21 protein-coding genes are annotated in these 24,380 nt (G+C 70.4%); 9 read left to right on the top strand and 12 right to left on the bottom strand.

Annotation, left to right across the window (positions count from 1 at the left end; translation table 11 throughout):
- Positions 1 to 4: 4 nt before the first annotated feature.
- On the top strand, positions 5 to 2,605 hold the full coding sequence (locus GVN67_RS00705) for an ATP-binding protein (RefSeq protein ID WP_159992335.1): 2,601 nt from the start codon (positions 5 to 7) through the stop codon (positions 2,603 to 2,605).
- Positions 2,606 to 2,611: 6 nt separating this feature from the next.
- On the opposite strand, the gene GVN67_RS00700 is transcribed toward GVN67_RS00705, so the two are convergent.
- Positions 2,612 to 4,264, bottom strand: coding sequence for an iron ABC transporter permease (locus tag GVN67_RS00700; RefSeq protein WP_159992334.1), 1,653 nt, complete (start codon positions 4,262 to 4,264; stop codon positions 2,612 to 2,614).
- On the bottom strand, positions 4,251 to 5,243 hold the full coding sequence (locus GVN67_RS00695; protein ID WP_235034886.1) for an ABC transporter substrate-binding protein: 993 nt from the start codon (positions 5,241 to 5,243) through the stop codon (positions 4,251 to 4,253). The genes GVN67_RS00700 and GVN67_RS00695 overlap by 14 nt, the downstream gene beginning before the upstream one ends.
- 185 nt (positions 5,244 to 5,428) lie before the next feature.
- Between GVN67_RS00695 and GVN67_RS00690 the strand changes: the two genes are divergently transcribed.
- The 3 genes from GVN67_RS00690 (at position 5,429) to GVN67_RS00680 (ending at position 9,685) form a co-directional block, all read left to right on the top strand.
- The gene (locus GVN67_RS00690) at positions 5,429 to 6,217 is read left to right on the top strand and encodes an enoyl-CoA hydratase/isomerase family protein (RefSeq protein ID WP_159992333.1); all 789 of its coding nucleotides are present in this window, start codon (positions 5,429 to 5,431) and stop codon (positions 6,215 to 6,217) included.
- 14 nt (positions 6,218 to 6,231) lie between these two features.
- A complete protein-coding gene (locus GVN67_RS00685) occupies positions 6,232 to 9,279 on the top strand; it encodes an FAD-binding and (Fe-S)-binding domain-containing protein (protein ID WP_159992332.1) in 3,048 nt (1,015 codons plus the stop codon).
- A 103-nt stretch (positions 9,280 to 9,382) separates the two neighbouring features.
- Positions 9,383 to 9,685: an alkylphosphonate utilization protein gene (locus GVN67_RS00680; RefSeq protein ID WP_159992331.1), complete on the top strand. Its 303-nt coding sequence runs from the start codon at positions 9,383 to 9,385 to the stop codon at positions 9,683 to 9,685.
- A 52-nt stretch (positions 9,686 to 9,737) separates the two neighbouring features.
- Here the strand turns inward: GVN67_RS00680 and GVN67_RS00675 are convergent, their stop codons facing one another.
- The gene (locus tag GVN67_RS00675; protein ID WP_159992330.1) at positions 9,738 to 10,778 is read right to left on the bottom strand and encodes a DUF563 domain-containing protein; all 1,041 of its coding nucleotides are present in this window, start codon (positions 10,776 to 10,778) and stop codon (positions 9,738 to 9,740) included.
- Positions 10,779 to 11,037: 259 nt separating this feature from the next.
- Positions 11,038 to 11,892, bottom strand: a complete 855-nt coding sequence (locus GVN67_RS00670) for a LysR family transcriptional regulator (RefSeq protein ID WP_159992329.1) — start codon at positions 11,890 to 11,892, stop codon at positions 11,038 to 11,040.
- Positions 11,893 to 12,007: 115 nt separating this feature from the next.
- Here GVN67_RS00670 and GVN67_RS00665 point away from each other — a divergent pair, with 115 nt between their 5' ends.
- The 3 genes from GVN67_RS00665 to GVN67_RS00655 all read left to right on the top strand — a co-directional run bounded on the left by GVN67_RS00665 (position 12,008) and on the right by GVN67_RS00655 (position 14,661).
- On the top strand, positions 12,008 to 12,793 hold the full coding sequence (locus GVN67_RS00665; RefSeq protein WP_159992328.1) for an SDR family oxidoreductase: 786 nt from the start codon (positions 12,008 to 12,010) through the stop codon (positions 12,791 to 12,793).
- Between the two features lie 11 nt (positions 12,794 to 12,804).
- Complete coding sequence (locus GVN67_RS00660) at positions 12,805 to 13,521, top strand: ribonuclease activity regulator RraA (RefSeq protein WP_159992327.1); 717 nt, start codon at positions 12,805 to 12,807, stop codon at positions 13,519 to 13,521.
- A gap of 165 nt (positions 13,522 to 13,686) precedes the next feature.
- On the top strand, positions 13,687 to 14,661 hold the full coding sequence (locus GVN67_RS00655) for a tripartite tricarboxylate transporter substrate binding protein (RefSeq protein WP_235034885.1): 975 nt from the start codon (positions 13,687 to 13,689) through the stop codon (positions 14,659 to 14,661).
- Between the two features lie 46 nt (positions 14,662 to 14,707).
- On the opposite strand, the gene GVN67_RS00650 is transcribed toward GVN67_RS00655, so the two are convergent.
- Together GVN67_RS00650 and GVN67_RS00645 are read right to left on the bottom strand one after the other, a co-directional pair.
- On the bottom strand, positions 14,708 to 14,977 hold the full coding sequence (locus tag GVN67_RS00650; protein ID WP_159992326.1) for an HU family DNA-binding protein: 270 nt from the start codon (positions 14,975 to 14,977) through the stop codon (positions 14,708 to 14,710).
- A 214-nt stretch (positions 14,978 to 15,191) separates the two neighbouring features.
- Positions 15,192 to 16,376, bottom strand: coding sequence for an aminotransferase (locus GVN67_RS00645; protein ID WP_159992325.1), 1,185 nt, complete (start codon positions 16,374 to 16,376; stop codon positions 15,192 to 15,194).
- A gap of 385 nt (positions 16,377 to 16,761) precedes the next feature.
- Between GVN67_RS00645 and GVN67_RS00640 the strand changes: the two genes are divergently transcribed.
- Together GVN67_RS00640 and glnA are read left to right on the top strand one after the other, a co-directional pair.
- On the top strand, positions 16,762 to 17,100 hold the full coding sequence (locus GVN67_RS00640) for a P-II family nitrogen regulator (RefSeq protein WP_159992324.1): 339 nt from the start codon (positions 16,762 to 16,764) through the stop codon (positions 17,098 to 17,100).
- Positions 17,101 to 17,320: 220 nt separating this feature from the next.
- Positions 17,321 to 18,760, top strand: coding sequence for a type I glutamate--ammonia ligase (gene glnA, locus GVN67_RS00635; RefSeq protein WP_159992323.1), 1,440 nt, complete (start codon positions 17,321 to 17,323; stop codon positions 18,758 to 18,760).
- A 313-nt stretch (positions 18,761 to 19,073) separates the two neighbouring features.
- On the opposite strand, the gene GVN67_RS00630 is transcribed toward glnA, so the two are convergent.
- From GVN67_RS00630 to GVN67_RS00605, 6 genes are all read right to left on the bottom strand, one after another.
- Positions 19,074 to 20,204: an enolase C-terminal domain-like protein gene (locus GVN67_RS00630; RefSeq protein ID WP_159992322.1), complete on the bottom strand. Its 1,131-nt coding sequence runs from the start codon at positions 20,202 to 20,204 to the stop codon at positions 19,074 to 19,076.
- A gap of 5 nt (positions 20,205 to 20,209) precedes the next feature.
- Positions 20,210 to 20,983, bottom strand: a complete 774-nt coding sequence (locus tag GVN67_RS00625) for an amino acid ABC transporter ATP-binding protein (RefSeq protein ID WP_159992321.1) — start codon at positions 20,981 to 20,983, stop codon at positions 20,210 to 20,212.
- Positions 20,984 to 20,994: 11 nt separating this feature from the next.
- On the bottom strand, positions 20,995 to 21,657 hold the full coding sequence (locus GVN67_RS00620) for an amino acid ABC transporter permease (protein ID WP_159992320.1): 663 nt from the start codon (positions 21,655 to 21,657) through the stop codon (positions 20,995 to 20,997).
- Positions 21,658 to 21,734: 77 nt separating this feature from the next.
- Positions 21,735 to 22,577 carry a transporter substrate-binding domain-containing protein gene (locus GVN67_RS00615; protein WP_159992319.1) on the bottom strand — a complete coding sequence of 281 codons (843 nt, stop codon included), beginning with the start codon at positions 22,575 to 22,577 and terminating at the stop codon, positions 21,735 to 21,737.
- A gap of 218 nt (positions 22,578 to 22,795) precedes the next feature.
- Positions 22,796 to 23,380, bottom strand: a complete 585-nt coding sequence (locus tag GVN67_RS00610) for a transglycosylase SLT domain-containing protein (RefSeq protein ID WP_159992318.1) — start codon at positions 23,378 to 23,380, stop codon at positions 22,796 to 22,798.
- A gap of 284 nt (positions 23,381 to 23,664) precedes the next feature.
- Positions 23,665 to 24,327, bottom strand: a complete 663-nt coding sequence (locus GVN67_RS00605; protein ID WP_159992317.1) for a DUF1194 domain-containing protein — start codon at positions 24,325 to 24,327, stop codon at positions 23,665 to 23,667.
- Positions 24,328 to 24,380: the final 53 nt, after the last annotated feature.

Below are 24,380 nucleotides of genomic sequence, written 5' to 3'. Positions count from 1 at the left end.
GGCGATGCTGGGCGAGGATGACGCGCTCTGGGGCGAGTTCGCCGCCGAGACGGAAGAGCACCTGGACACCATCGAGGCGGTGCTGGGCGGCGGCGGCGCGGCGCTGGAGCGCGAGCAGGTCAACACCCTGTTCCGCGCCTTCCACAGCCTGAAGGGGATGAGCGACGCGCTGGGCGCCCCCGGCATGAAGAACGTCGCGCATGTCGCCGAGGATATTCTTGGAAACGCTCGCTCGGGGCGGCTGGTGGTCGATGCGGCTGTCAGCGGGGTCTTGCTCGGCGCGGTGGATGCGCTGCGGCGGCAGCGGGCGGCGGTGCTGGCGACGCATCAGGACATGCCGGCCGACCCGGCGCTGATCGCCCAGCTGCAGCGGATCGCCGGGGGCTCGCCGGCCGCCCCACCGGCGAAACCCGCGCCGCCGCCCGCGGTGGCGGCCACCGAAAAAAATCCGCTGGTCGGCGTGGTGGCGTCGCGGGTGGTGGTGGCGGTGCCGCTGCTCGGCCACCTGGCCGGCGAGACCGTCGCCGCCCGCGACCCCGCCGCCCTGCAGGAGGTGGAGGAGCTGGCCGAGGCCGCCGCCCTGCTCGGCCTGCCACGGCTTTCCGCCGGCTTCTCGACGCTGGCCGAGGCGGCCGGCAGCATCGCCGCCTTGCCGGCGCTGGGCCTGCTGCGCCGCCAGCTGGAACGGCTGGAAGACATGGCCGGGGAAAGCGCCGGCGCCGCCGAAATCCCCGGCGCCACGCGGGGCGAGCTGGCGCCGCGGCTGGCCGGGCTCGCCGTCCGCCTGGCGGCGCTGACCGAGGGGCATGGCGACGCGCCGGCGCTCGCCGCGGCGGCACGGGCGGCGGCGGCGGCGGCCTGCGCCCTGGGGCAGGAGGCGCTGGAGACCCTGCTGCTGACCCTGGAAGACCTGGCCGACCGCGCCGCCGACCCGGATGCCGCCGCCGTGCTGGCGATCCAGGGCCCGGCGCTCGCCGAGCGCCTGCATGCCGCGGCCGAGGGCGAGACCCTGGCGCCGCGCGCCCTGCCGCCGGCCGAGGCGGCGGCCGAGGCGCTGGACCCGCGCCTGCCCCCGGCTTTCCGCGGCAGCATGGGGGCGGCGGCGCGCGGCCGGGCGCTGGCGGCGCTGGCCGCCGGGCAGCGGCTGTTCGTGGCGCGGCTGGCGCTGGGCCAGGATGCCGGCATCGAGAATGCCATCGGCGCCTGGCTGCACGAGGAAGCCGAGGTGCTGGCCAGCCGCAACCTGCCGCCGCCCTCGCCGGAGCTTGCCGCCGAGCTGGAGACGCTTTTTGCCAGCGGCGCCGAGCTGTCGCTGCTGCAGACCCATGCGCGGGCGCTGGACCCCGACCACCGCGTGCTGCGCGACCTGGCGCTGCTGCCCGAGGCTGGCATCGAGCATGCCGAGGCCGGCCCCGTCACCATGCGGGTGCGGCAGGAGACCATCGACGGCATCATCAACCTGCAGGCCGAGGTGCGCGCCGCCGCCCTGTCGCTGTCGGAGACCTTGCAGGAAGGTGGCGGCCGCGGCGCCATCGGGCGGCTGGCCGCGCTGGAGCAATGGCTGCCCGGCAGCGTCGCGCCGCACCTGGCCAATGCGCTGGAGCGGCTGCGCCGGGTGCAGGACGCGATGGAGGGTGCCGAGAGCCGGTTGACCCTGTCGCTGCGCCGGCTGGACGAGGCGGTGATGGAGCTGCGCGTCGTCCCCATCGGCACGCTGTTTTCCCGGCTGCCCCGTGTCGCGCGCGCCGTGGCCCGGGCCAGCGGCAAGGAGGTCGAGCTGCTGCTGGAAGGCCAGGAGGTCGCCATCGACCGCAGCCTGGTCGAGCTGCTGGCCGACCCGCTGCTGCACCTGGTGCGCAACGCCGTCGACCACGGCATCGAATCGCCCGCCGCACGCGAGGCCGCCGGCAAGCCGGCCAAGGGGACGCTGAAGATCTCGGCGGCGCGGCGGACCGGGCAGATCCGCGTGCGGCTGTCGGATGACGGCGCCGGGATCGACCGTGACCGGGTGCTGGCGCGGGCGGTCTCGCGCGGGCTGATCAGCTCGGCCGAGGCCGCCCGCATGCCGCCCGACGAGGTGCATGGGCTGCTGTTCCGCCCCGGCTTCTCCACCGCCGAAACGGTGACGGAAACCTCCGGCCGCGGCGTCGGGCTGGATGTGGTGCAGGATGCCGTGCGCCGCGCCGGCGGCACCCTGGAAGTCACCAGCGAGCCCGGCCAGGGCAGCAGCTTCGCGCTCCGTCTGCCGTTGACGGCGGCGGTGCAGACGGTGCTGCTGGTCGAGGTCGGCGGCCATGCCTATGCGCTGCCGGCCGGCCGCGTCGATTCCGTGGTGGAGCACGACGCCCTGCCGCCCGGCGCCGAGCTGCGCCGCCTGTCCGATCTGCTGAACCTGCCGCCCGACCCGGCCGCCAGCGAGGGCGCCATCGTCATGCTGCGCAGCGGCGGGCGGGTGCTGGGGCTGGCGGTGGACCGGGTGCAGCGGCGCTCCGACCTGCTGCTGCGGCCGATGCATCCGGCGCTCGCCGGGCTGCCAGGGGTGGGCGGCGTCGGCGTGCTGGGCAATGGCGAGCCGGTGGTGCTGCTCGAGCCCGACGGGATGTAGTTCCGTTCAGGGCCGCCAGGGCAGCGTGCCCGGCGGCAGTTTTTTGGCGAATGCCGTCGCCAGGACCATCAGCCCTGCGGTGACCAGCAGGGCGAGGCAGCTGGTCGCCGCGGCCTGCGGCCCTTGCCCGGCATCCTGCAGGTTGAAGACCAGCACGCCCAGCGTCTGGCTGCCCGGCCCGTGCAGCAGGGCGCTGACGGTGACCTCGTTGACCGCCATCAGCAGCACCAGCAGCCCGCCGGCCCCCAGCGCCGGGGCCAGCAGCGGCAGCTGCACCCGCCACAGCCGCCGCAGCCCGCCCGCGCCGAGCGACTGCGCTGCCCGGTCCAGCGCCGGGTCCAGCCGCGCCGCCGCCGCCGCGACCGGCCGCAAGGCCAGCGCCTGGAACCGCGCCAGATAGGCAAACAGAATAAGCCCCAGCGTGCCATAGACCGCGCCGCCGCCGGGCAGCCCGAGCACCAGCAGGATCACCGAGACCGCGGTGCAGGCGCCGGGCAGGGCATAGGGCAGGTCGACGCCGATGGTGGCCCAGCGCACCGCGCGACGCCCCTGCTGCAGCGCGATCGGCAGCGCGGCCAGCGCCAGCAGCAGCGCGGCACCCCCGGCCAACAGCAGCGAATGCCCCAGCGCCGACAGCGTCTGCGCGCCCGGGGCCAGGCTCGCGGCGAAATGCCGCAGCGTCGCGTTGGCGGGGGTCAGCGGCACGCCGGTCGCGGGGGCCAGCGCCGTGCAGAGCAGCGCCGCCAGCGGCAGCGCCAGCACCGCCAGCAGATACAGCCCGAGGACCGGCAGCGCGGCGCGGGTGGCGGGATTGGCGGGGAGTGGCCGGAAGGCGCGGCCATTGCTGCCGCCCCAGGCCCCGGCGCGCGCCGCGGCGAATTGCAGCCAGAGGCCCGGCAAGGCCAGCGCCGCCAGCAGCAGCGACAGCGCCGCGACCTCGGCCAGCGCCGCGGGGCCGATGGAAGAAAGCTTCTGCCAGATCAGCAGGGTCAGCAGCGGGTAGCGGCCGGGAATGCCCAGCAGCGCGGCGATGCCGAAATTGCCCAGGGCGGCGACGAAGGCCAGCCCCATCCCCGCCAGCAGCCCCGGCAGCAGCAGCGGCCCGACCACCCGGCGCAGCGTCGCCGCCGGCCCGGCGCCCAGGCTGCCGGCCGCCGACAGCAGGTCGCCCGGCAGCCGCCGCGCCAGGCCGGACAGCGCCAGCAGCACCAGCGGCGCCCCCTGGATGCCCAGCAGCAGGATCATCCCCCCGGGCCCGTGGAGCGGGTTCGGCGTGCCCAGCGGCGGCGCCATCCCCAGCGCCAGCAGCAGGGAGGAGGACGGCCCGCCCAGCTGGCTGAAGCCCAGCGCCATGATCTGCGGCGGCACCAGCAGCGGCAGGGCGCAGCCGAACAGCAGGAAGGGCCGGGCGGGGACGGCATGCAGCAGCAGCAGCCAGGCCTGCAGCGCGCCCAAGGTCCCGGCCAGCAGCGCGGCGGACCCCGCCACGAACAGGCTGCGCCCGGCGGCGCGCCAGATGGTGGGATCGGCGGCCAGGGCGGGCAGGGCCGCGCCCGGGGCCTCGGCCAGCAGGCGCAGCGCCGGCGCCAGGCCGATCGCCGCCAGCCAGAGCAGCGCCGCCCAGGCCAGGGGGGGAAGCCGGGTGTTACTGGCCGACAAGGCTGGCGAAGCGGCGGAGGTCGGCGGCAAGGCTCACGCTGGCAGCGGCCACGTCGAAGGGCAGCAGCGTCAGCGTCCTCGGATCGGGGAAGCCGGCCGGCGGGGCGACGGACGGGTCAGCCGGGAGGAACCCCTGTTCCGCCGCCAGCGCCTGCCCCTCCGGCGAGAGCAGGAAGGACAGAAAAGCGGCCGCCGCTTCGGGATTGCGGCTGGATTTCAGGATGGCGGCGGGCTCGGTGATGGCGCTGACGCCTTCGCTCGGCGCGATGAAGCGCAGCGGCGCGCCCTGGGCGGCTTCGCGAATGGGAAGATAATCGACGATGATGCCGAAGGCGCGCTCGCCGCCGGCGACCGCCTGCAGCACGGCGCCATTGCCGCCCCGCGGCTGCAGCCCGGCCGCGGCCAGTTTTTCCCAGTACGCCCAGCCCAGAGACAGCGACTGCGCCACCGCCTGGACATGGATCGCCGCGGCCCCCGACACGGAAGGGGAAGGCATGGCGGTCAGGTTGCGCGCCTCGGGCTTCAGCAGGTCGGCCCAGGAGCTCGGCGTGAAGGGGGCGCGGGCATGGGCGACGATGCCGGTGGTCAGCAGCTTGGTGGCGAAATAGCAGCGCCCGGGGTCATGGCGTTCCACCGGGACGCCGCCCAGCGCCACCTCGGGGCTCGGCCGCAGCAGGCCCTCGCGCTTCAGCGCCTCGAAGGTCAGGCTGTCGGCCAGCAGCAGCAGGTCGGCTTTCGGGGCGCCCGCGGCCAGCTCGGCGCGCAGCCGGGGCAGGATCTGGTTGGTGCCGCCGCGGATCCACTCCACCGTGACGCCCGGGTGGCGGGCGCGGAAGGCGGCCACCGTCTTCGCCGCATCGGGCTCCAGCTGGCTGGTATAGAGGGTCAGGCGCCCGCCCAGCCCTTGCGCCCGGACCAGCGAGGGCATCGCCAAGGGGGCCAGAAGCCCGAGCTTCAGGAAGCTTGCGCGCCGCATCATCGGGATCCCCCATTGGCCAGACGCGCCTCCCTAACGCCGCCCGGGCCGCTCGGGCAGGGGGGAGGCATGAAGATTCCATGACGGTCCCCCCATGTTTACAGCGCCGGGGTGCGATCTTATGACGAAGCTTCCTGCCCGGGCGCCGCAAGGCCCGGGCCAATGCACAAAAGGGAGGGCTGCAGGCGATGGATACGGACAACGACATCCTGTTCGACCGGCTGGACGACGGGATCAGCCGCGTCACCTTCAACCGGCCGCAGGCGCGCAACGCCTTCACCTTCGCCATGTATGAGCGGCTGGCGGAATTCTGCCAGCAGGTGGCTGAGGACAAGTCGGTCCGCGCCATCATCCTGACCGGCTCCGGCGAGAAGGCCTTCGCGGCGGGGACCGACATCAACCAGTTCCGCGCCTTCAAGACCCCGGAAGACGCCATCGCCTATGAGGAGCGGGTCGGCCGCGTCATCGCGACGCTGGAGGCCTGCCCCAAGCCCACCATCGCCGCCATCGCCGGCGCCTGCACCGGCGGCGGCGGCGCGCTGGCGGCGGCCTGCGACATCCGCATCGGCGCCGCCAATGCCCGCTTCGGCTTCCCCATCGCCAAGACCCTGGGGAACATCCTGTCGATGGGCGCCTTCTCCCGCCTCGTCGCCCTGATCGGGCCGTCGCGGGCCAAGGAGATGATCTTCACCGCCCGCCTGGTGGAGGCCGAGGAAGGCAAGGCCATCGGCCTGCTGCACGAGGTGCTGCCCGAGGGCGCCGACCTGCAGGCCCGCGCGCTGGAGGTCGCCCGGACGGTGGCCGCCAACGCCCCCCTGACGCTCCGCGCCACCAAGGAGGCGATCAGCCGGCTGCGCCCGGCGATCTCCTCGGAGGAGGGCAAGGACCTGATCCTGATGTGCTATATGAGCCAGGATTTCCGCGAGGGCATGGATGCCTTCCTCAACAAGCGCCCCCCGGTCTGGAAGGGCGAGTAAGGCTTGAGCTTCGCATGATCCCGCGCCTCGCAGACCTGCCCGCCCCGGCCGCGCCCGCCCTGGCCTTCCTGGACGAGCTGCGTCTGCGCGGCTTCGAGGGCGACATCGCCGCTGCCTTCGCCGACCGGCTGATGATGGCCACCGACAACTCGATCTACCAGCGCCAGCCGCAGGCGGTGGTCTTCCCGCGCGGGATCGAGGACCTGCAGCGGATCGCCCGCGTCAGCGGCGATCCGCGCTTCCACGGCGTGGCCGTGGGCCCGCGCGGTGGCGGCACCGGCACCAATGGCCAGTCGCTGACCGACGGCATCGTCGTCGACGTCTCCCGCCACATGAACCGCATCCTCGAGGTCAATGCCGCCGAGGGCTGGGTCCGCGTCGAGCCCGGCCTGGTCAAGGATGCGCTGAACGCCGCCATCAAGCCGCTGGGGCTGTTCTTCGCCCCGGAATGCTCGACCAGCAACCGCGCCACCTTGGGCGGCATGATTTCCACCGACGCCTGCGGCCAGGGCTCTTGCCTGTATGGCAAGACCCGCGACCATGTGCTGTCCCTCTCCGTCGTGCTGATGGACGGGACGCTGTGGGAAAGCCGGCCGCTGACGAATGAAGAGCTGGCGCCGATCGCCCGCCGCCAGGACATGGTCGGCGCCATCCACCGCGTCGCCGACGGCATCTTCCGCGAGCATGCCGGGCTGATCGCCGAGCGCTTCCCGCCGCTGAACCGCTGCCTCACCGGCTACGACCTGGCGCATCTGCGCGACGATCAGGGCCGCTTCAACCTCAATTCCCTGCTCTGCGGCTCCGAGGGCACCCTGGCGATGATCGCCGAGGCGCGCATCCAGGTCCTGCCGATCCCGAAGCGCAGCGCCCTGGTCAACCTGCGCTATGCCAGCTTCGACGCGGCGCTGCGCGACGCCCAGCTGCTGATGGCGCTCGGCGCCGCCTCGGTCGAGACCGTCGATTCCAAGGTGCTGGGCCTGGCCCGCGGCGACATCGTCTGGTCAGGCATCGCCGAGTTCTTCCCGGATGACCCGGAAGGCCCCGCCGCCGGCATCAACCTGATCGAGTTCGTCGGCAATTCCGAGGAAGAGGTCCGCCGCACCCTCGACCCCGTCGAAGCGAAGCTGACAACGGAAGGCAATGCCGCCGGCCGCCGCGGCTACACCGTCGCCTGGGACGCCGCCGGCGAGCGCATCCAGGGCATGCGCAAGCGCGGCGTCGGCCTGCTCGGCAACATGAAGGGCGACAAGCGCCCGATCCCCTTCGTCGAGGACACCGCCGTCCCGCCCGAGAACCTGGCCGACTATATCGCCGAGTTCCGCGCGGCGCTGGACCGCCGCGGGTTGGAATACGGCATGTTCGGCCATGTCGATGCCGGGGTCCTCCACGTCCGCCCCGCCATCGACATGAAGGCCGAGGGCGCCGAGGCGCTGATCCGCGCCGTCTCCGACGAGGTCTTCGCGCTCACCCGCAAATATGGCGGCCTGCTCTGGGGCGAGCACGGCAAGGGCGTCCGCTCGGAATATGTCCCGGAAGTCTTCGGGCCCCTCTACCCCTGCCTGCAGGCGGTCAAGGCCGCCTTCGACCCGCGCAACCAGCTGAACCCCGGCAAGATCGCCGCGCCCGATGGCGAGGCGCTGCTGGCCATCGACCGCGTCCCCATGCGCGGCCAGCTGGACCGCACCATCCCGGCCGAGCTGCGCGCCGCCTATGACGAGGCGCTGCACTGCAACGGCAACGGCGCCTGCTTCAACTACGACCTGCAGGACGCCATGTGCCCGTCCTTCAAGGCGACCGGCGACCGCCGCCATTCGCCGAAAGGTCGCGCCAGCCTGTTCCGCGAATGGCTGCGCCAGCTCTCGGCCGCCGGCATCGACCCGACGCAGGAGGCCGCCCGCCTCGACCGCGGCGCCCGGCTGCGCGACTGGCCCGCCCGCCTGCGCGCCACCCTGGCCCTGACGCGCGGCGAGGCGGACTTCTCGCAGGAGGTCAAGGAAGCCATGGATGGCTGCCTGGCCTGCAAGTCCTGCACCGGCCAGTGCCCGATCAAGGTCGATGTGCCGAGCTTCCGCGCCAAGTTCCTGGAGCTCTATCACGGCCGCTACCTGCGCCCGCTGAAGGATCATCTGCTCGGCCAGATGGAGCGCGCGCTGCCCTTCGCCGCCCGCATGCCCGCTTTGGCCAACTTCGCTTTGGGCAGCGGCATCGGCAAGGCCATCGGCAAGAAGCTGGGCCTGGTGGATGCCCCGCTGCTGACCGGCATCGACCTGCTGCGCGAGGCCGCCCGCCGCGGCGTCCTCCTCGCCTCCCGCGAGGCGCTTGCCGCCATCCCGGCCACCGAGCGCGAACGCCACGTCGTCATCGTCCAGGACGCCTTCACCAGCCATTTCGAGACCACCCTGGTGCTCGACCTGGCCGAGGCCCTGACCCGCATGGGCTTCACCCCCTGGCTGGCGCCCTTCCGCCCCAACGGCAAGCCGCTGCATGTCCATGGCTTCCTCGGCGCCTTCCGCCGCCAGGCCGGGGCCAATGCCGCCATGCTGCGCGAGCTCGCCGCCACCGGCATCGGGCTGATCGGCCTCGACCCCTCGATGACGCTCGCCTATCGCAGCAGCGACTATGCCGGCCTCGACGCGCCCGACGTCCTGCTGCCGCAGGAATGGCTGGCCCGGCGCCTGGCCCTGCTGCCGCAGCTGCCCCCCGGTGACGGCTTTTCCCTGCTGCCGCACTGCACCGAGCGGACCAACGCCACCGCCTCCCTGAAGGACTGGCAGGCCGTCTTCATGCGCCTGGGCACGCCGCTGACCCTGCTGCCCTCCGGCTGCTGCGGCATGGCCGGCACCTACGGCCACGAGGCCGACCACCAGGAAACCTCGGCCCAGCTCTACGCCCTCAGCTGGCAGAAGCACGTGGCCAGGCACGGCGACCGCCTGCTGGCCTCCGGCTACTCCTGCCGCAGCCAGGTGAAGCGGCTGGACAAGCAACGGCTGCAGCACCCGATCCAGGCGCTGCTGGCGCGCCTGCAGCAGGCGCCGGCGCAGGAACTATCCAAGGCAGCGTAAGCACCGGGGGGAAGAATGAATTCTTCCCCCCGGAACCCCCCATCATCTTTTTCTGACAGGCTGCCGCAGTCTGCCTGACAGGTGGGACGCGACAGAGAGACACATGAGCAACGACGACGAATACATCTACGACGAAGCCACCGGCGAATGGCGCCCCGCCAGCGAGGTTGCCGCCGCCTCCGAAGCCGCCAGGCCGCAGGCCCGGGACGCCTCCGGCAACCTGCTGGCCGACGGCGACGCCGTGACCCTGATCAAGGATCTCAAGGTCAAGGGCACCAGCCAGACCGTGAAGCAGGGCACCGTCATCCGCTCCATCCGCCTGACCGACGACCCGGAGCTGATCGACTGCCGCCACGACACCATCAAGGGCCTGGTCCTGCGCACCGAATTCGTCCGCAGGAAGTAAGGCTGTCAGGCTGGCGCCCGTTCAGGCGGGGGCCAGAGACAGACCTGCTCGATCAGAGACCAAAATGCTCCTCTGCGGCGGCCCGGACGTCGGACATGTCGACCTGCCAGGGGCCGCCTGATCGGTGGCTCGCCGCCGTCGCCATGCTGGCCTGCCCGAAGACATAGCCCAGCCTGCCCGGATGCTGCGAAAGCAGCATGTCGGCATTCACCATCCAGCCCTCGGAGCAGATGATCAGCATCTTCGTCTCCGCCGGCGAGAAGACGAAGTTATGCGTCGCCGACCCCCCGGCGGCGGCCACCATCCGCGCGCGCCCGAACAGCTTGATCTGGTCCTCGATGGGGTGTTCCTGCGGATGGACCACGACGAAGCCCTTTGACAGGAAATAGGCCTCCACCTCGCTTTCGTTGGTCAGAGGACGGCCCGCGACGCGCGAGCGCGAGATGTAAATCCGCTCCGGCGCATCGAGGGTGCTGCGATCGGCCAATTGCCCAAGCTTGGCGAAGACATCGAAGGCGCTGGGATGAACCCAGCTGCGGCGCACGACCGGCAGATCCGGGAAATACACCTTGTCGGCGACCACAGGATGGTTGATCCGGATCAACCGGTCGGCAGGCACGCCCAGCGCTTCGAACATGAGATCGTAGCTTCGGTGAGGCATCACGGATGTGACCACCGGCATCCTGGGATGCACCCGATCCAGGGCCCAGAGCCGAGGCAAGGCCTCCAGCAGCACATGGCCATAGATGTCCGGCTGGTCCGTGTCGGCGAAATAGATCGGCGTCTGGCAGCGCGTGTGGATGGTCAGCGCGCTGGGCGACTTCAGATCATAGCTGTCGGTGTCGACATTGTGCCGGACTCCGCCGTGATGATAGGAGCGTTTGCGGAGGAAGCTGGCCGACAGGACTTCCGATGTCTGCGTCGAGACTGCGACATTCTTCTTGAACAGCACGATATCCCGGCCGGAGCGTAGCTGCAGCGCCTGTGGCTCGTGCTGGCCGGTCAGCCGCTGGTCGGTGAGCGGCATCTCGTCTCGACCGTAGATGGTCGGGTAGATCAGCGGGCTGGCAGGCGGGGCAGGGAGGGTTTCCACGACCCGGTAGCCGCCTGGAGGTGCCTTCGCATAAGGCCAGGGCATGGGTGCAAGCTGATTCAAGAGATCCCTCATCCCATGGAGGCAAGCCGACGGTCACCGGCACATGCGGGGCGCTGCATCTGGAAGATGCATGAAGGATAGCCCCGCACGTCGCGGCCTTCCCTGTCCAGCGCGTCGAGTGACCCAATTTAGTGCGAAAATCGAAACAGATTGATCATTCTGAACTGGATACTGTCAACGGGTTTTGTCGGCTGAGTTAACCGGCTTCGAGGAACGCCTGCACCAGCCGCGCCCGCGCGCTGCTCCGCTGCCACAGCACGCCGAGCCGCCGCGGCGGGCAGGGCCGGGGCAGGGCGATCCGCGCCAGCCGCAGCCCCGCCGGCCAGGGCGGCGCCCAATCCGGCACCAGCGCCACGCCCAACCCCCGGTCGACCATCACCGCGATCGCATCCAGCGCATCCAGCTCATAGCGGTCGCGCGGCCGGATCCGCGCCTCGCGCAGATAGCGGTCCGCCAGACGCCCGCCCCATTGGTCGCGGTCGTAACGAATGAACGGCTGCGTCGCCAGCAGCCCATGCGGCTCGGCGCCCGCCATCGCCTCCGGCGCCAGCAGCACCAGCGGCTCCTCCCGCAGCAGATGCCAGGCGCAGCTCTTCGGCGGCGAGAAGTCCGGCTGCACGATCAGCGCCGCATCCAACTCCCCCACCAGCACCCGGCGATACAGCTCGGCCGAGATGCCGGGCGAGATATGCGCCTCCATCCCCGGATAGCGCGCCGCCATCCGCGCCAGCAGCCCCGGCAGCAACCCCGTCAGCCCGGTGGCGATGGCGCCCAGCCGCAGCTCGCCGGCCAGCCCCTCGCCGGTGGCGGAATCGCGCAGGTCGCGCACCTCCCGCAGCAGGGCGCGCGACCGGTCGAGGATCGCGAGGCCGGCCTCGGACGGCGCCACCGCCCGCCCGGCGCGCAGCAGCAGCCGCGCCCCCAGCTCCTCCTCCAGCGCGCGGATGCGTTGGGCGAGGGCGGCGGGGGTGAGGTTCAGCCGGCGGGCGGCGGCGGCGATCGAGCCCTCCTCGACCACGGTGACGAAGCTGTCCAGGAATCGGGTGTCCATAGGAAAGGAAAACTATCTTCCGAAAGCAGGAAAGGAAGGGTTTTCTGAGGGGGACGCAGCCCGCACACTGCCCCATCGCGGCTTCCGGCCGCCTCGGAAAAGACTGGGGACAAAAATGGATCTCGGATTGAAGGGGAAGGTCGCCCTGGTGCTGGGCGCCGGCGGCGGCCTGGGCAGCGCCATCGCGGCCAGCCTGGCGGCCGAGGGCGCCAAGCTGGCCCTGGCCGATGTCAGCGCCGACAGCCTCGCCCGCACCGAAGCCGCGGTGAAGGCCGCCGGCGCGCAGGCGATCAGCCTGGTCTGGGACCTGGCCGACCTCGCCGCCGTCGAGACCAGCGTCGCCCGCATCGAGGCCGAGCTCGGCCCGGTCGCCATCCTGGTCAACAACACCGGCGGCCCGCCGCCGACCCCGGTCTCCGGCCAGGATCCGGCCGTCTGGGCCAAGCATTTCAACGCCATGGTGCTGTCGGTCATCGCGCTCACCGACCGCGTCCTGCCGGGCATGAAGCAAGCCGGCTGGGGCCGGATCATCACCAGCACCTCCTCCGGCGTGGTGGCGCCGATCCCCAATCTCGGCCTGTCCAACGCGCTGCGCTCGACCCTGCTGGGCTGGTCGAAGACCCTGGCGCGCGAGGTCGGCGGCCACGGCATCACCGCCAACATCATCCTGCCGGGCCGCGTCGCCACCGACCGCATCAAGTTCCTCGACGAGCAGAAGGCCAAGCGCGAAGGCCGCCCCGTCGAGCAGGTCTCGGCCGAGAGCACCGCCACCATCCCCGCCGGCCGCTATGGCCGCCCCGAGGAATATGGCGACACGGTTGCCTTCCTGGCCTCGACGCGTGCCTCCTACATCAACGGCTCGGTCATCCGCGTGGATGGCGGGCTGATCGCCAGCATTTGAAGGTCCGAAAAATGTCCGTCGAAGTCGCTCCGCTCGACCAGAAGATTATCGACACCCTGGCCGGCATCTCCACCGCCACCCTGACGACGGTGCTGCTGAAGAAGGGCCTGCGCAACGTCTGGATGCGCGGCACCCGCCCGCTGAAGCCGGGCCAGCCGCGCCTGGTCGGCCGCGCCTTCACGCTGCGCTTCGTCCCGGCCCGCGAGGACCTGGCGACGCCGGCCAGCTGGTCGAACCCGATCTCGACCCGCAGCGCCATCGAGGCGATGCCGGAAGGCGTCATCGTCGTGGCCGACGCCATGGGCAGCACCGATGCCGGCATCTTCGGCGACATCCTCTGCGCCCGCATGGCGAAGAAGAACGTCGCCGCGCTGATCACCGACGGCGTGGTGCGCGATGGCGCCGGCGTCATCGGCACCGGCCTGCCGGTCTGGTGCCAGGGCAATGCCGCGCCGCCGTCGGTCGCGGCGCTCACCTTCATCAACTGGCAGGAGCCGGTGGGCTGCGGCGGCGTCGCCGTCTTCCCGAACGATGTCGTCGTCGTCGACGATGACGGCGCCGTGCTGATCCCGCAGGCGATCCTGGAGGAGATCACGACGCTCGCCGCCGAGCAGGAAGCCCAGGAGACCTGGATCATGGGCGAGGTCGAGAAGGGCGCCTCGCTGCCCGGCCTCTATCCGCCCAATGCGGAGAACAAGGCCCGCTACGAAGCCTCCCGCAAGAAATAATTTCTGCCGGTTGCCGCCGGACGGTGTCCGGCGGCGGGACCGCGTGAATGAATGGGGCAGGGGGGCCATTCCCCCCTGCGCCGCAAAGAAGACCTGGAAGCAGGCATGGCCCCCGCCGATGAGGGGCCGGCCCGCCGCCGGGAACCGGGAAAAGGAAAACTGTTCATGACTGTCACCCGCCGCAGCCTGGCTGCGCTGGGCGCCGCGACCCTGCTCGCGCCGCGCCTCGCTGCCGCCGCCGCCTGGCCCGCCGAACGCCCCATCGTCTGCTACGTGCCCTTCCCCCCCGGGGGCGGCGTCGACCAGATGGCGCGCGTCTTCCTGCCGCATGTGCAGCGCCACCTGCCCGGCGCCACCTTCATCGTCGAGAACCGCCCCGGCGCCGGCAGCCAGATCGGCATGGAGGCGACCTTCAACGCCCGGCCGGACGGCTATGTCATCGGCGCCGTCACCTCGCCGGCGATGATGACCATCCCCTATGAGCGCCAGGTCCGCTACCGCGTCGCCGACTTCTCCTATCTCGCCAATGTCGTCGACGATCCGGGCGGGCTCTGGGTCAAGACGGACTCGCCGATCAAGGACCTGAACGACCTGGTCGCGCGGGCGAAGAAGGACCGCGGCGCGCTCAGCTTCGGCACCACCGGCATCGGCTCCGACGACCACCTGGTGATGCTGGAGCTCGAGCAGGCGCTGCCCGGCGTCGAGTTCAGCCACGTGCCCTTCAATGGCGCGGCGCCGCTGCAGACGGCGGTGCTCGGCGGCCATATCGATGTCGGCTGCTTCAATGTCAGCGAGGGCAATCCCGGCTTCCGCGACGGCCGCTTCCGCTGCCTGGCGCAGGCGGGCGCGGCGCGCGACCCGGCTTTGCCGGAGATCGCGACCCTGACCGAGCAGGGGGTGAAGGTGGTGGCCGGCGCCCAGCGCGGGCTGGTGGCGCCGCCGGGCCTGCCGCCCGAGGTTTCTTCTCGGCTGGCCGAGGCCTGCGGCAAGGCGCTGGTCGACCCGCTGTTCCTGGCCGATGCGCAGCGGCTGGCGCTGCCGGTCAAGGGCCTGGTCGGCGAGGATTATCGGCGGGAAGTGCTGAGCCTGGCCAACCGGCTGCAGGAGATGTGGGCCCGCAAGCCCTGGAAGGACCAGTAATTTCCTTCAACCGGGGCAGTGGCGTCGCCACTGCCCCGGGCGTCTTTCAGACGGCCTTGCGCAGGTTCGGCGAGGCCTTGAAGCGGACGGTCTTGCCGGCCTTGATCTTCACCGGCTCGCCGGTGCGCGGGTTCATGCCCTTGCGCGCCTTGGTCTTGCGCACCGTGAAGGTGCCGAAGCTCGGCAGGGTGAAGCCGCCGGCCTTCTTCATTTCCTTGACGATGGCAGCGATCAGGTCGCCGGCCGCGCGATTGGCGGCAACGCCCGTGCAGCCCGTGGAGTCCTGCAGGACCTGGGAGATGAAGGCTTTGGACATGCTGGTGTGACTTTCGTTCTGACTGGCGTTGTGTCTGGCGTTTTGATTGGTCGTGTTTTTGTCGAAAGCGGCAAGTAACGGTTGCGGTGCTTAGCAACCCTTTGCGCGCATTTCCAGAACCAGACTGCAACTTTGACGAGGCGAAAGCCGAAGTTTACGCGAAACGCCGGCGGCGATCGGCCGCCGGCGCAGGGTCGGAGATCGGGGTCGGAAATCAGATGGCCTGGGCCAGCGGGCTGGCGGCCTTCCAGGCGCGCAGGCGCTGCAGCGCCTCTTCCAGCACCGCCTCCCGCTTGCAGAAAGCAAAACGCACGAAATTCTTCGGCGCGTCGCCCCCGGCATAGAAGGCCGAGACCGGGATGGCGGTGACCTTGGCGGTCTCCGTCAGGTGGCGGCAGAAGGCGATGTCGTCGCCGGCGAAGCCCAGCGGCGTGAAGTCGCAGGTAATGAAGTAGCTGCCCTGGGTCGGCAGCACCGCGAAGCCGAGCTCGGCCAGGCCCGTGGCCAGCAGGTCGCGCCGCGCCTCCAGCTCGCTCGACAGGCTGGCGAAATAGGCGTCGTCCTTGGCCAGGCCCACCGCCACCGCGCGCTGCAGGTTGGGCGCGGTGGTGAAGGTCAGCATCTGGTGCGCCTTGGCGACATTGCCGGCCAGGCTGCGGTCGGTGGTGATGTAGCCGACCTTCCAGCCGGTCAGGCTGAAGGTCTTGCCGGCCGAGCCCACGCGCATGCAGCGCTGCCGCATCCCCGGCAGGGTCATCAGCGGAATGTGCTTCCAGCCGTCGAAGGTCAGGTGCTCATAGACCTCGTCGCAGACGGCATAGGCGTCGTGCCGCTGCAGCAGCTCGGCGATATAGGCGAGCTCGGCGGCGGTGAAGACCTTGCCGGCCGGGTTCATCGGCGAGTTCAGCAGGATCGCCTTGGTCTTCGGCCCGAAGGCGGCGGCGAGCTCCTGGCGCGGCAGCTCCCACTTCGGCGGCGACAGGCGCACCACCCGCGGCACCGCGCCCAGCAGCTTCACCACGGGCAGGTAGGTGTCGTAGAGCGGCTCCAGCAGCACCACCTCGTCGCCCGGGTTGATCACCGCCATCAGGCAGGCGGCCAGCGCCTCGGTGGCGCCGGAGGTGACGATGACCTCGGCGTTGGGATCGACCTCCAGCCCGTAGAAGCGCCGATTCGCTTCCGCCACGGCCTGGCGCAGCTCGGGCGTGCCGGTCAGCGGCGGATACTGGTTGCGGTTGTCCAGCAGCGCGTCGGCCGCCGCCTGCACCACGTCCTGCGGCCCCTCGTAGTCGGGAAAACCCTGGCCGAGGTTGATGGCGCCATGCTGGGTGGCGAGCGCCGACATCACGGTGAAGACGGTGGTGCCGGTGGCGGAGAGCAGGTCGTTCTGCGGCTTCATGGGCGGATGTCTGTCCAGCACGGCCCCGACGCGGGCGGCGGCCCGGCGGGGGGAAAGGCGGCCCGCTGCTTCAGGGGCACCGCCCCCCGCCCCGGCCCCGGGCGCGGGGGGATAATGCTGGCGCTTCGCAGGGGACGCAACCATGCTGCGTGCATGCCTGCCACTTCTGCAGGCAGCCTGCCTCAACTCCAGGCGCAGCCTGGGCCGCGGGGTCCTGGCGGGGGTGGAAAAAGCCTCTGGTCGGCATTGCCGGGCAAGGCCATGGCATGCAACACAGCACACAAGCCGCGCCAGGGACGGACGCTTGCATCCCAGCAACGCGGCGGACCCGGGAGGAAGGAAGGACGGTGCAGCCTTTGACCGGGTTGCGCCGTGGACGGAGCCGATGAAAAAGATCGAGGCGATCATCAAGCCCTTCAAGCTCGACGAGGTGAAGGACGCGCTGCACGAGATCGGGCTGCAGGGCCTGACCGTGGTGGAGGCGAAGGGGTTCGGCCGCCAGAAGGGGCATACCGAGCTGTATCGCGGCGCCGAATATGTCGTCGACTTCCTGCCGAAGGTGAAGATCGAGGTGGTCTGCTCCGACGACCTGGCCGAGCGCGCCATCGAGGCCATCCAGGCCGCGGCGCGCACCGGCCGCATCGGCGACGGCAAGATCTTCGTCTCCGAGGTGCAGGAAGTGATCCGCATCCGCACCGGCGAGCGGGGCGAGGACGCGGTCTGACCGCGCGCGCGCCGCAGGCCGGCGGCAGGCTCGGGGGAGCCTGGCGACCAGGCCCCGCGGCGCCCTGACGGTTTCCCGGCCCGCCGGCGCCCCGCGCCCGACAGGCCGGCCGATTTCGTGGCAGGACAGCGCCCCTCGCGGCCGGTCCTGCCCCGCGGCCAGGGGCAGGACCCTGTCCGCGCGACTACCGAGAGTGTCTTAGGGAACAGGACCACACACGATGGCGAAGAAGCCCGCAGCAGCCGCAGCGCCCAGCGCTGTCTCCAAGGTCATGGAAATGATCAAGGAGAACAGTGTCGAGTACGTGGACTTCCGTTTCACGGACCCGAAGGGCAAGTGGCAGCACACTGCCCAGCACGTCTCCACCATCGAGGAGGAGGTGTTCACCGACGGCATCATGTTCGACGGTTCGTCCATCGCCGGCTGGAAGGCGATCAACGAGTCCGACATGATCCTGATGCCGGACGCGACGTCCGCCACCATGGACCCGTTCTCGGCCAAGCCGCAGCTGATCCTGATCTGCGACATCATCGAGCCGTCCACCGGCCAGGCCTATTCGCGCGACCCGCGCTCGACGGCGAAGAAGGCCGAGGCCTATGTCGCCTCGACCGGCATCGGTGACGCCGCGCTGTTCGGCGCCGAAGCCGAGTTCTTCATCTTCGACAACGTGAAGTTCGGCACCGGCGGCAACTACGGCATCTACCAGCTGGACAGCATCGAAGGCCCGGGCTCGAGCCTGAAGGACTATCCGGAAGGCAACATGGGCCACCGCCCGGGCCTGAAGGGCGGCTACTTCCCGGTGAACCCGGTCGACAGCGAAGTCGACCTGCGCGCCGAGATGCTGTCGACCATGATCGAGATGGGCGTCGCCGGCGAGAAGCACCACCACGAGGTGGCGCAGTCGCAGCACGAGCTGGGCACCCGCTTCGGTCCCCTGGTGCAGCACGCCGATCACATGCAGATCTACAAGTATGTGATCCACAACGTCGCCCATAGCTACGGCAAGTCGGCGACCTTCATGCCGAAGCCGATCTACGGCGACAACGGCTCGGGCATGCATGTCCACCAGTCGATCTGGAAGGCCGGCAAGCCGATCTTCGCGGGCAACGGCTATGCCGACCTGTCCGACTACGCGCTGTGGTACATCGGCGGCATCATCAAGCACGCGAAGGCGCTGAACGCCTTCACGAACCCGTCGACCAACTCCTACAAGCGCCTGATCCCGGGCTTCGAGGCCCCCGTGCTGCTGGCCTACTCGGCCCGCAACCGCTCGGCCTCCTGCCGCATCCCGTATGCGACGAACCCGAAGGCCAAGCGCGTCGAAGTCCGCTTCCCGGACCCGACCGCCAACCCCTACCTCGCCTTCTCGGCGATGCTGATGGCCGGCCTCGACGGCATCAAGAACAAGATCCACCCGGGCGATGCCATGGACAAGGATCTGTACGACCTGCCGCCGGAAGAGCTGAAGGGCATCCCGACGGTCTGCGGCTCGCTGCGCGAGGCCCTCGAGGCCCTGGCCGCGGACCACGAGTTCCTCCTCGCCGGCGACGTCTTCGGCAAGGACCAGATCGAGAGCTACATCGAGCTGAAGTGGCAGGACGTGTACAAGTTCGAGCACACGCCGCACCCGGTCGAGTTCGAGATGTACTACTCGGTCTGATCGCTTCCACGATCAGTTCGGAAAGCCGGGGGAGAGCAATCTCCCCCGGTTTTTTTGTGGGCAGGTCGGGGGAATGAATTCCCCCGAACCCCCATCTTTTTTCTGATGATCGGCCGTTGAGAGACCAGCGCCCAGCGGCGGCCACACCAGGGCATCGCGGCGGGACGCAGTGCATAAAAAAACAGCGCGACCTCAAAGGTCGCGCTGTGGACTGGCCGTTTCGCGTTCTGTCGTCACGTGGACATGGCAATCCGACAGAAAAATCCAGGGGAATTCATTCCCCTGGCCTGCCCAGCCCTTCTCTGACGACCTCTTACGCCTCCGCCAGATGCTTCGCCCCATGCTTCAGCGAATGCTCGCTGATGCGGATGCCGAGGCCCGGCATGTCCGGCACCACCACTTCGCCGTTCACCTGCGGGATGCGCTCTTCCAGCACGTCCTCGGTCAGCACGTGGTGCGGCATGTAGAACTCGCAGCCCAGCGAGATGCCCGGCGTCGCCGCGATCAGCTGCGTGCCGGCGGCCAGCGCGATGCCGCCTTCCCACAGGGTGCCGCCATAGCCGGGCAGGCCGGCGGTGTCGGCGATCGCCATCAGCGCCTGCGCCTTCAGCAGCCCGCCGCATTTCATCAGCTTGACGCTGATGGCGTCGGCGGCCTGGCGGCGGACGATCTCCAGCAGGTCCGTCGCGTCGAAGCAGCTTTCATCGGCCAGCACCGGCGTGTCGAGCGCGGCGCAGAAGCCGGCCATGGCGTCCAGGTGCCGGCGCGGCACCGGCTGCTCGATGAAGGTCGGGCGGAAGCGGTCGACGTCGCGCAGCACGGTCAGCGCGCGGAACGGCTCCAGCGCCTGGTTGTAGTCGAGGCGCAGGTCGATCTTGTCGCCGAAGGCGTCGCGCATCGCTTCCAGGTGCGCCATGTCCTCGGCGTGGCTCTTCACGCCGGTCTTCACCTTGAACAGGCGATGGCCGTCGGCGACCATGTCGTGCATCCGCGCCAGGTCGGCGTCGAAATCGGGATCGGCGATGGAGAAGGACAGCGGGATGCTGTCGCGCACGCGCCCGCCCAGCAGCTCCGACACGCCGAGGCCGGTCTGCCAGCCGAGGATGTCGAGCATCGCCATCTCGACCGCGACCTTCGATTCCGGGTGCCCGGTCAGGGCGCGGTCCATCTTCGCCATCAGGCTGCGCAGCCGGCGCACCGGCGCGCCCTCGACGATCGGGCGGAGGTAGAGGTCCAGCGCCAGGAAGGCGGCTTCCGGCGTGCCGGTGAAGACCTCCCACGGCGCGGCCTCGCCCCAGCCGATGGTGCCGTCGCTGGCGGTCAGCTGCAGCAGCACGCGGCGCACGCTGCCCTTGACCGAGCCGACGCCCTGGGCGCGGGCCATCTTGATCGGGCTCTCGACCAGGAAGACACGCATCCGCTCGATGGTGGGACCGGCATTCATGGGCGTCAGGCCTCGCGCTGGCGGTGGAAATGGGACAGGAAGGCCTGCGTCGCAGCCTCCCGCGGGGAATCGATGACCTGGCGCGCCGGGCCATCTTCCAGGATGACGCCGTCGCGCAGGAAGACCACGCGGTTGGCGACCTCGCGGGCGAAGGCGATCTCGTGGGTGACGATGACCATGGTCATGCCCTCCGCCGCCAGCGCCTGCATGACGCCCAGCACCTCGCCGACCAGCTCGGGGTCGAGGGCGCTGGTCGCCTCGTCGAACAGCATCACCGCCGGCTCCATGGCCAGCGCCCGCGCGATGGCGACGCGCTGCTTCTGGCCGCCGGACAGGCGCGACGGAAACTGCTCGGCCTTGTCGGACAGGCCGACCTTGGCCAGCAGGCTGCGCGCCAGCGTCTCGGCCGCGGCGCGCGGCATGCGGCGCACGGTCAGCGGGCCTTCCATGACATTCGCCAGCACCGACATATGCGGGAACAGGTTGAACTGCTGGAAGACCATGCCGGTGGCGGCGCGGAACTTTGCCAGCGCCCCGGTGCCGGGGAGCTTGGCGCTGCTGCCGAAGGCGAAGCTTTGCGCGCCGACGCGGACGCGGCCGCCATCGGGCACCACCAGCAGGTTCAGGCAGCGCAGCAGGGTGGACTTGCCGGAGCCCGAGGGCCCGATCAGCGCCACCACCTCGCCGCGCGCGACCTTCAGGTCGACGCTGCGCAGCACCGTATTATCGCCAAAAGTCTTGCTGAGGGCGGCGACCTCGATCATCGGTTGTTCGCTCATCGTCCTTCCCCTCAGTCGGCGCGCGCCAGGCGGCGCTCCAGCCGGTTGACCAGCAGCGTCAGCGGGAACAGCACGACGAAGTAGATCACGGCGACCACGGTGTAGATCTCGAGCGGGCGGTAGCTGTCATGCGCCGCCGCCTGGCCCTGGTACAGCAGGTCGGGCACGGCCAGCACCGAGACCAGCGAGGTGTTCTTCAGCTGGATGATCGACTGGTTCATCAGCGGCGGCACCATGCGCTTCAGCGCCTGGGGCAGCACGATGCGGCGCATCGACTGCGCCGGCGTCATGCCCAGCGCGAAGGCCGCCTCGCTCTGCCCGGGCTCGATCGAGGCGATGCCGCCGCGCACGATCTCCGAGTAGAAGGCGCCGCCATAGAGCGACAGCGCCAGGATGCCGGCGGTGGTCGCGGTCATCTCGATGCCGGCCAGCATCGGCAGGGCGTAGTAGAACCAGACCAGCTGCACCAGCACGGGGGTGCAGCGGAAGACCTCGACATAGCCTTGGGACAGCCAGCGGATCGGCGCGAAGGTCGAAAGCCGCGCCAGGCCCGAGACCAGCCCCGCCAGCAGCCCCAGCACCACGATGGCCAGGGTGAAGGCCAGCGTCACGCCGACCCCGTTCACGAAGAGCCAGCGATAGCTCCAGACGACGGCGAAATCCCATTGGTACATGCGCAGATCCCGGAAGGGCGCGCCGCCGGGGAGGGGCCCCCCGGCGGCGCGCGGTCGTCACGTCGGTCAGGCGAAGATCAGAGCGAGACGCCCGGCGGGAAATCGGCCTCGGAGATGCCGACCAGCTCCATGTTGGTGACGATGGCGCTGCGCACCGCGCCGAGCCCCTTGTTGAACTCGATCCAGGTGTTGACGTAGTCGCGCCAGGTCTTGTCGGCCTCGCGGCGGAAGCCGGCATTCGACGTCGTCGCGAACAGCGGGGTGGGGACGACGACGCCGCCAAGGGAGGGAATCTTCTTCGCGGCGGCCATGGCCAGGATCAGCACCAGGCACTGCGCGTCGGCGCGGCCGGACTGCACCGCCATGGTGGCCTCGTCGGCGCTCTTGAAGCGGGAGACGGTGGCCTTGGGCAGCAGCCGCGTCACCACCTGGTCCTGCGAGGAGCCGGTGTCGACGGCGATCTTCACCTCGGGCTTGTTCAGCTCGTCCCAGGTCTTCGGCGCGAAGCCGCGCTTGACCAGGAAGGAGAAGGCGTTGCTGAAGCAGGGGACGGAGAAATCCACCACCAGCGCGCGCTTCGGCGTCGGGTTCAGGCCGAAGAAGATGTCGATCTTGTTCGACTGCAGGTCGAGCACCGCATTGCCCCAGGTGGTCTCGATCAGCTCGAGCTCACACTCCAGCTCCTCGGCCAGCATCTTCAGCAGGTCGATGTAGAAGCCGCGCCACTGACCGCTGGCCAGGTCCTTGTGGTAATACGGCGCGCCGCCCGGCACCGCGGCGCTGCGCAGCTTCTTGCTGCGGCGGATGCGGTCGAAGGTCGATTCGCCCGGCGCGCCCTGCGCCACGGCGGGCGCCGCCGAAGCCACCGCCATCGCCATGGCGATGCCGGCCGCGCTGCCCATCATGCGACGTGAAACCATGGTCAGTCTCCATCTTGCGGCGGCCCAGCCCGGATTCCCGGTGCGCAGCACTGCCGATTGCCGAAAAAGCATCCCCGTGGCGGCTTTCGCCACCCTTCTTAGCGGGATGTGGCAGCTTCGGGGAGGTCGGCCAGGGAGCTTAATAAAAAGAAAGGCCGGGGGAATGAATTCCCCCGGACCCCCATCTTTTTTCTGTCAGCTTGACGTCCGCTAGGCGGCTAGTTGGCTTCTGCCAACTCCAGGAGCGCCCGGCCGTCGCGGCGGGCACGGGCCACCTGCGTGCGGCCGCAATCAGGGTCGCCCAGGACAACGGAGCCCGGGTTGACCACCTGCAGCTTGGCGTCGACGCGGCAGACCAGCTTCATCGAAGCCGCGCCGCCACCATTCCAGCGCCGCAGCGCATCCGACCAGTTGCCGGTGTTCTCGTAATGCATCCGCAGATACCGCGCGGCCCAATCGGCCGAACGCTCCGGATCCAGCGGCCAGTCATTGCCGTTGCGGGCGTGCACCCGGGCATTGACCTGCACGCAGCCCGCCATCACCGAGGCCCGCGCCGGGGCCTGCACCAGCAGCGCCCGCGCCTCCGACCGGCTGTCGGGATAATAGGCCCGGCCGCCGATATTGAGCGCATGCGCATGAAGGCCGGATTCCGCCAGGGCCACAGCCACCAGCAGACCTTCAGGCAGGTCGTGCTTCACTTCTGCCGCGCGCACCGCCTCGAGGCATGCATTGCGCGGGCCGGCCTCGGCCGGCTTGCTGAAAGCGACGGGAGCAGCGAGCAAGGCGGCTCCCAGAAAGAACATCCCCAACCACCTTCTTGGTGGTGCCTTGCGGGGTCGCGTGGTGCCTCTTTGGCGAGGCGTGAAGGCGCTCCGTGTCGAATGGACCGGGAACGCCGCGGAGCGTGGATGGTGCGGGGGCACCTTCCGGCGGATCGCGGACGTCATGACACTGTCGCTACCACAGGGCGGTTCCCGCCCCAAAGAAAAAACTTGCCGCGAGGAATCGCGCGATAACAACTTCAAGATATCAGCAATTCTTTATGTAATATGGCATCAAAATACCCGCGGCCGGCGAAATTCGCGCATCAGGCGATTTCACGCACCAGCTTGGCGCGCAGGGCGCGGGAAAAATCGGCCCGGTCCTCGGCGGTCAGCACGAAGGCGCCGGGGCCGCCGATCACCTCCGCGCGGTAGCTGTCGACCAGGCCAGGGCGGCCGCGCAGGATGGCCAGGGCGTTGATGGTGATGCCGGCCTCCACCGCCGCGTCCCGCGCCTGCGGCGCGCGCCGCAGCCCCCGCATGTCGGGCCCGTCGCCGGAGACGTCGATCACCTGCCGCGTCGCCTCGTAGGGGCAGGCGCCCAGCAGGGCGCGCGCATGGTCGATGGCGTCGCCGATGGCGTTCCAGCTCTGGGCCGAGCGCGGCGCGGCGCGGAACCGCGCGGCCAGCGCGGCGGCGCTGCCGGCATCGGCCACCGCCTGCCAGTCCACCACGGTCGCGGCACCGCCAGGCGCGCCCCATTCGACCATGGCGAAGCCGACCCGGCCCAGCGCGCCGCCGCGGATGGCGGCCAGCACGCCAGGGTGGGTCACCGCCTCGGCGCAGCCTTCGCGCTGCAGCCGGAACTCGTCCTCGCCGATGCTGCCCGAGGCGTCGACGGCGAGCACCAGGGCGACATCGACGGCGGGTTCCGCGGCTTGGGCCGCCACCGGGATGAAGGGGAGGGCGAGCAGATCGCGACGGCGCATCGGCAGGTCTCCGGGGGCTTGGGGGAAACCTCGGCCGCCGCGGCGCCGGCGGT

The organism is Roseomonas sp. 18066 (assembly GCF_902706185.1).
GTDB lineage: Bacteria > Pseudomonadota > Alphaproteobacteria > Acetobacterales > Acetobacteraceae > Pseudoroseomonas.
This window is presented reverse-complemented; position numbering and strand designations above follow the sequence as displayed.

What these genes read in the sequence shown, in the direction of transcription:
- GVN67_RS00705 (WP_159992335.1), top strand. Translation starts at nt 5, where the DNA reads ATGCTGGGCGAGGATGACGCGCTCTGGGGCGAGTTCGCCGCCGAGACG.
- GVN67_RS00695 (WP_235034886.1), bottom strand. Translation starts at nt 5,243, where the DNA reads ATGATGCGGCGCGCAAGCTTCCTGAAGCTCGGGCTTCTGGCCCCCTTG.
- GVN67_RS00690 (WP_159992333.1), top strand. Translation starts at nt 5,429, where the DNA reads ATGGATACGGACAACGACATCCTGTTCGACCGGCTGGACGACGGGATC.
- GVN67_RS00685 (WP_159992332.1), top strand. Translation starts at nt 6,232, where the DNA reads ATGATCCCGCGCCTCGCAGACCTGCCCGCCCCGGCCGCGCCCGCCCTG.
- GVN67_RS00680 (WP_159992331.1), top strand. Translation starts at nt 9,383, where the DNA reads ATGAGCAACGACGACGAATACATCTACGACGAAGCCACCGGCGAATGG.
- GVN67_RS00670 (WP_159992329.1), bottom strand. Translation starts at nt 11,892, where the DNA reads ATGGACACCCGATTCCTGGACAGCTTCGTCACCGTGGTCGAGGAGGGC.
- GVN67_RS00665 (WP_159992328.1), top strand. Translation starts at nt 12,008, where the DNA reads ATGGATCTCGGATTGAAGGGGAAGGTCGCCCTGGTGCTGGGCGCCGGC.
- GVN67_RS00660 (WP_159992327.1), top strand. Translation starts at nt 12,805, where the DNA reads ATGTCCGTCGAAGTCGCTCCGCTCGACCAGAAGATTATCGACACCCTG.
- GVN67_RS00655 (WP_235034885.1), top strand. Translation starts at nt 13,687, where the DNA reads ATGACTGTCACCCGCCGCAGCCTGGCTGCGCTGGGCGCCGCGACCCTG.
- GVN67_RS00650 (WP_159992326.1), bottom strand. Translation starts at nt 14,977, where the DNA reads ATGTCCAAAGCCTTCATCTCCCAGGTCCTGCAGGACTCCACGGGCTGC.
- GVN67_RS00645 (WP_159992325.1), bottom strand. Translation starts at nt 16,376, where the DNA reads ATGAAGCCGCAGAACGACCTGCTCTCCGCCACCGGCACCACCGTCTTC.
- GVN67_RS00640 (WP_159992324.1), top strand. Translation starts at nt 16,762, where the DNA reads ATGAAAAAGATCGAGGCGATCATCAAGCCCTTCAAGCTCGACGAGGTG.
- glnA (WP_159992323.1), top strand. Translation starts at nt 17,321, where the DNA reads ATGGCGAAGAAGCCCGCAGCAGCCGCAGCGCCCAGCGCTGTCTCCAAG.
- GVN67_RS00630 (WP_159992322.1), bottom strand. Translation starts at nt 20,204, where the DNA reads ATGAATGCCGGTCCCACCATCGAGCGGATGCGTGTCTTCCTGGTCGAG.
- GVN67_RS00625 (WP_159992321.1), bottom strand. Translation starts at nt 20,983, where the DNA reads ATGAGCGAACAACCGATGATCGAGGTCGCCGCCCTCAGCAAGACTTTT.
- GVN67_RS00620 (WP_159992320.1), bottom strand. Translation starts at nt 21,657, where the DNA reads ATGTACCAATGGGATTTCGCCGTCGTCTGGAGCTATCGCTGGCTCTTC.
- GVN67_RS00615 (WP_159992319.1), bottom strand. Translation starts at nt 22,577, where the DNA reads ATGGTTTCACGTCGCATGATGGGCAGCGCGGCCGGCATCGCCATGGCG.
- GVN67_RS00610 (WP_159992318.1), bottom strand. Translation starts at nt 23,380, where the DNA reads ATGTTCTTTCTGGGAGCCGCCTTGCTCGCTGCTCCCGTCGCTTTCAGC.
- GVN67_RS00605 (WP_159992317.1), bottom strand. Translation starts at nt 24,327, where the DNA reads ATGCGCCGTCGCGATCTGCTCGCCCTCCCCTTCATCCCGGTGGCGGCC.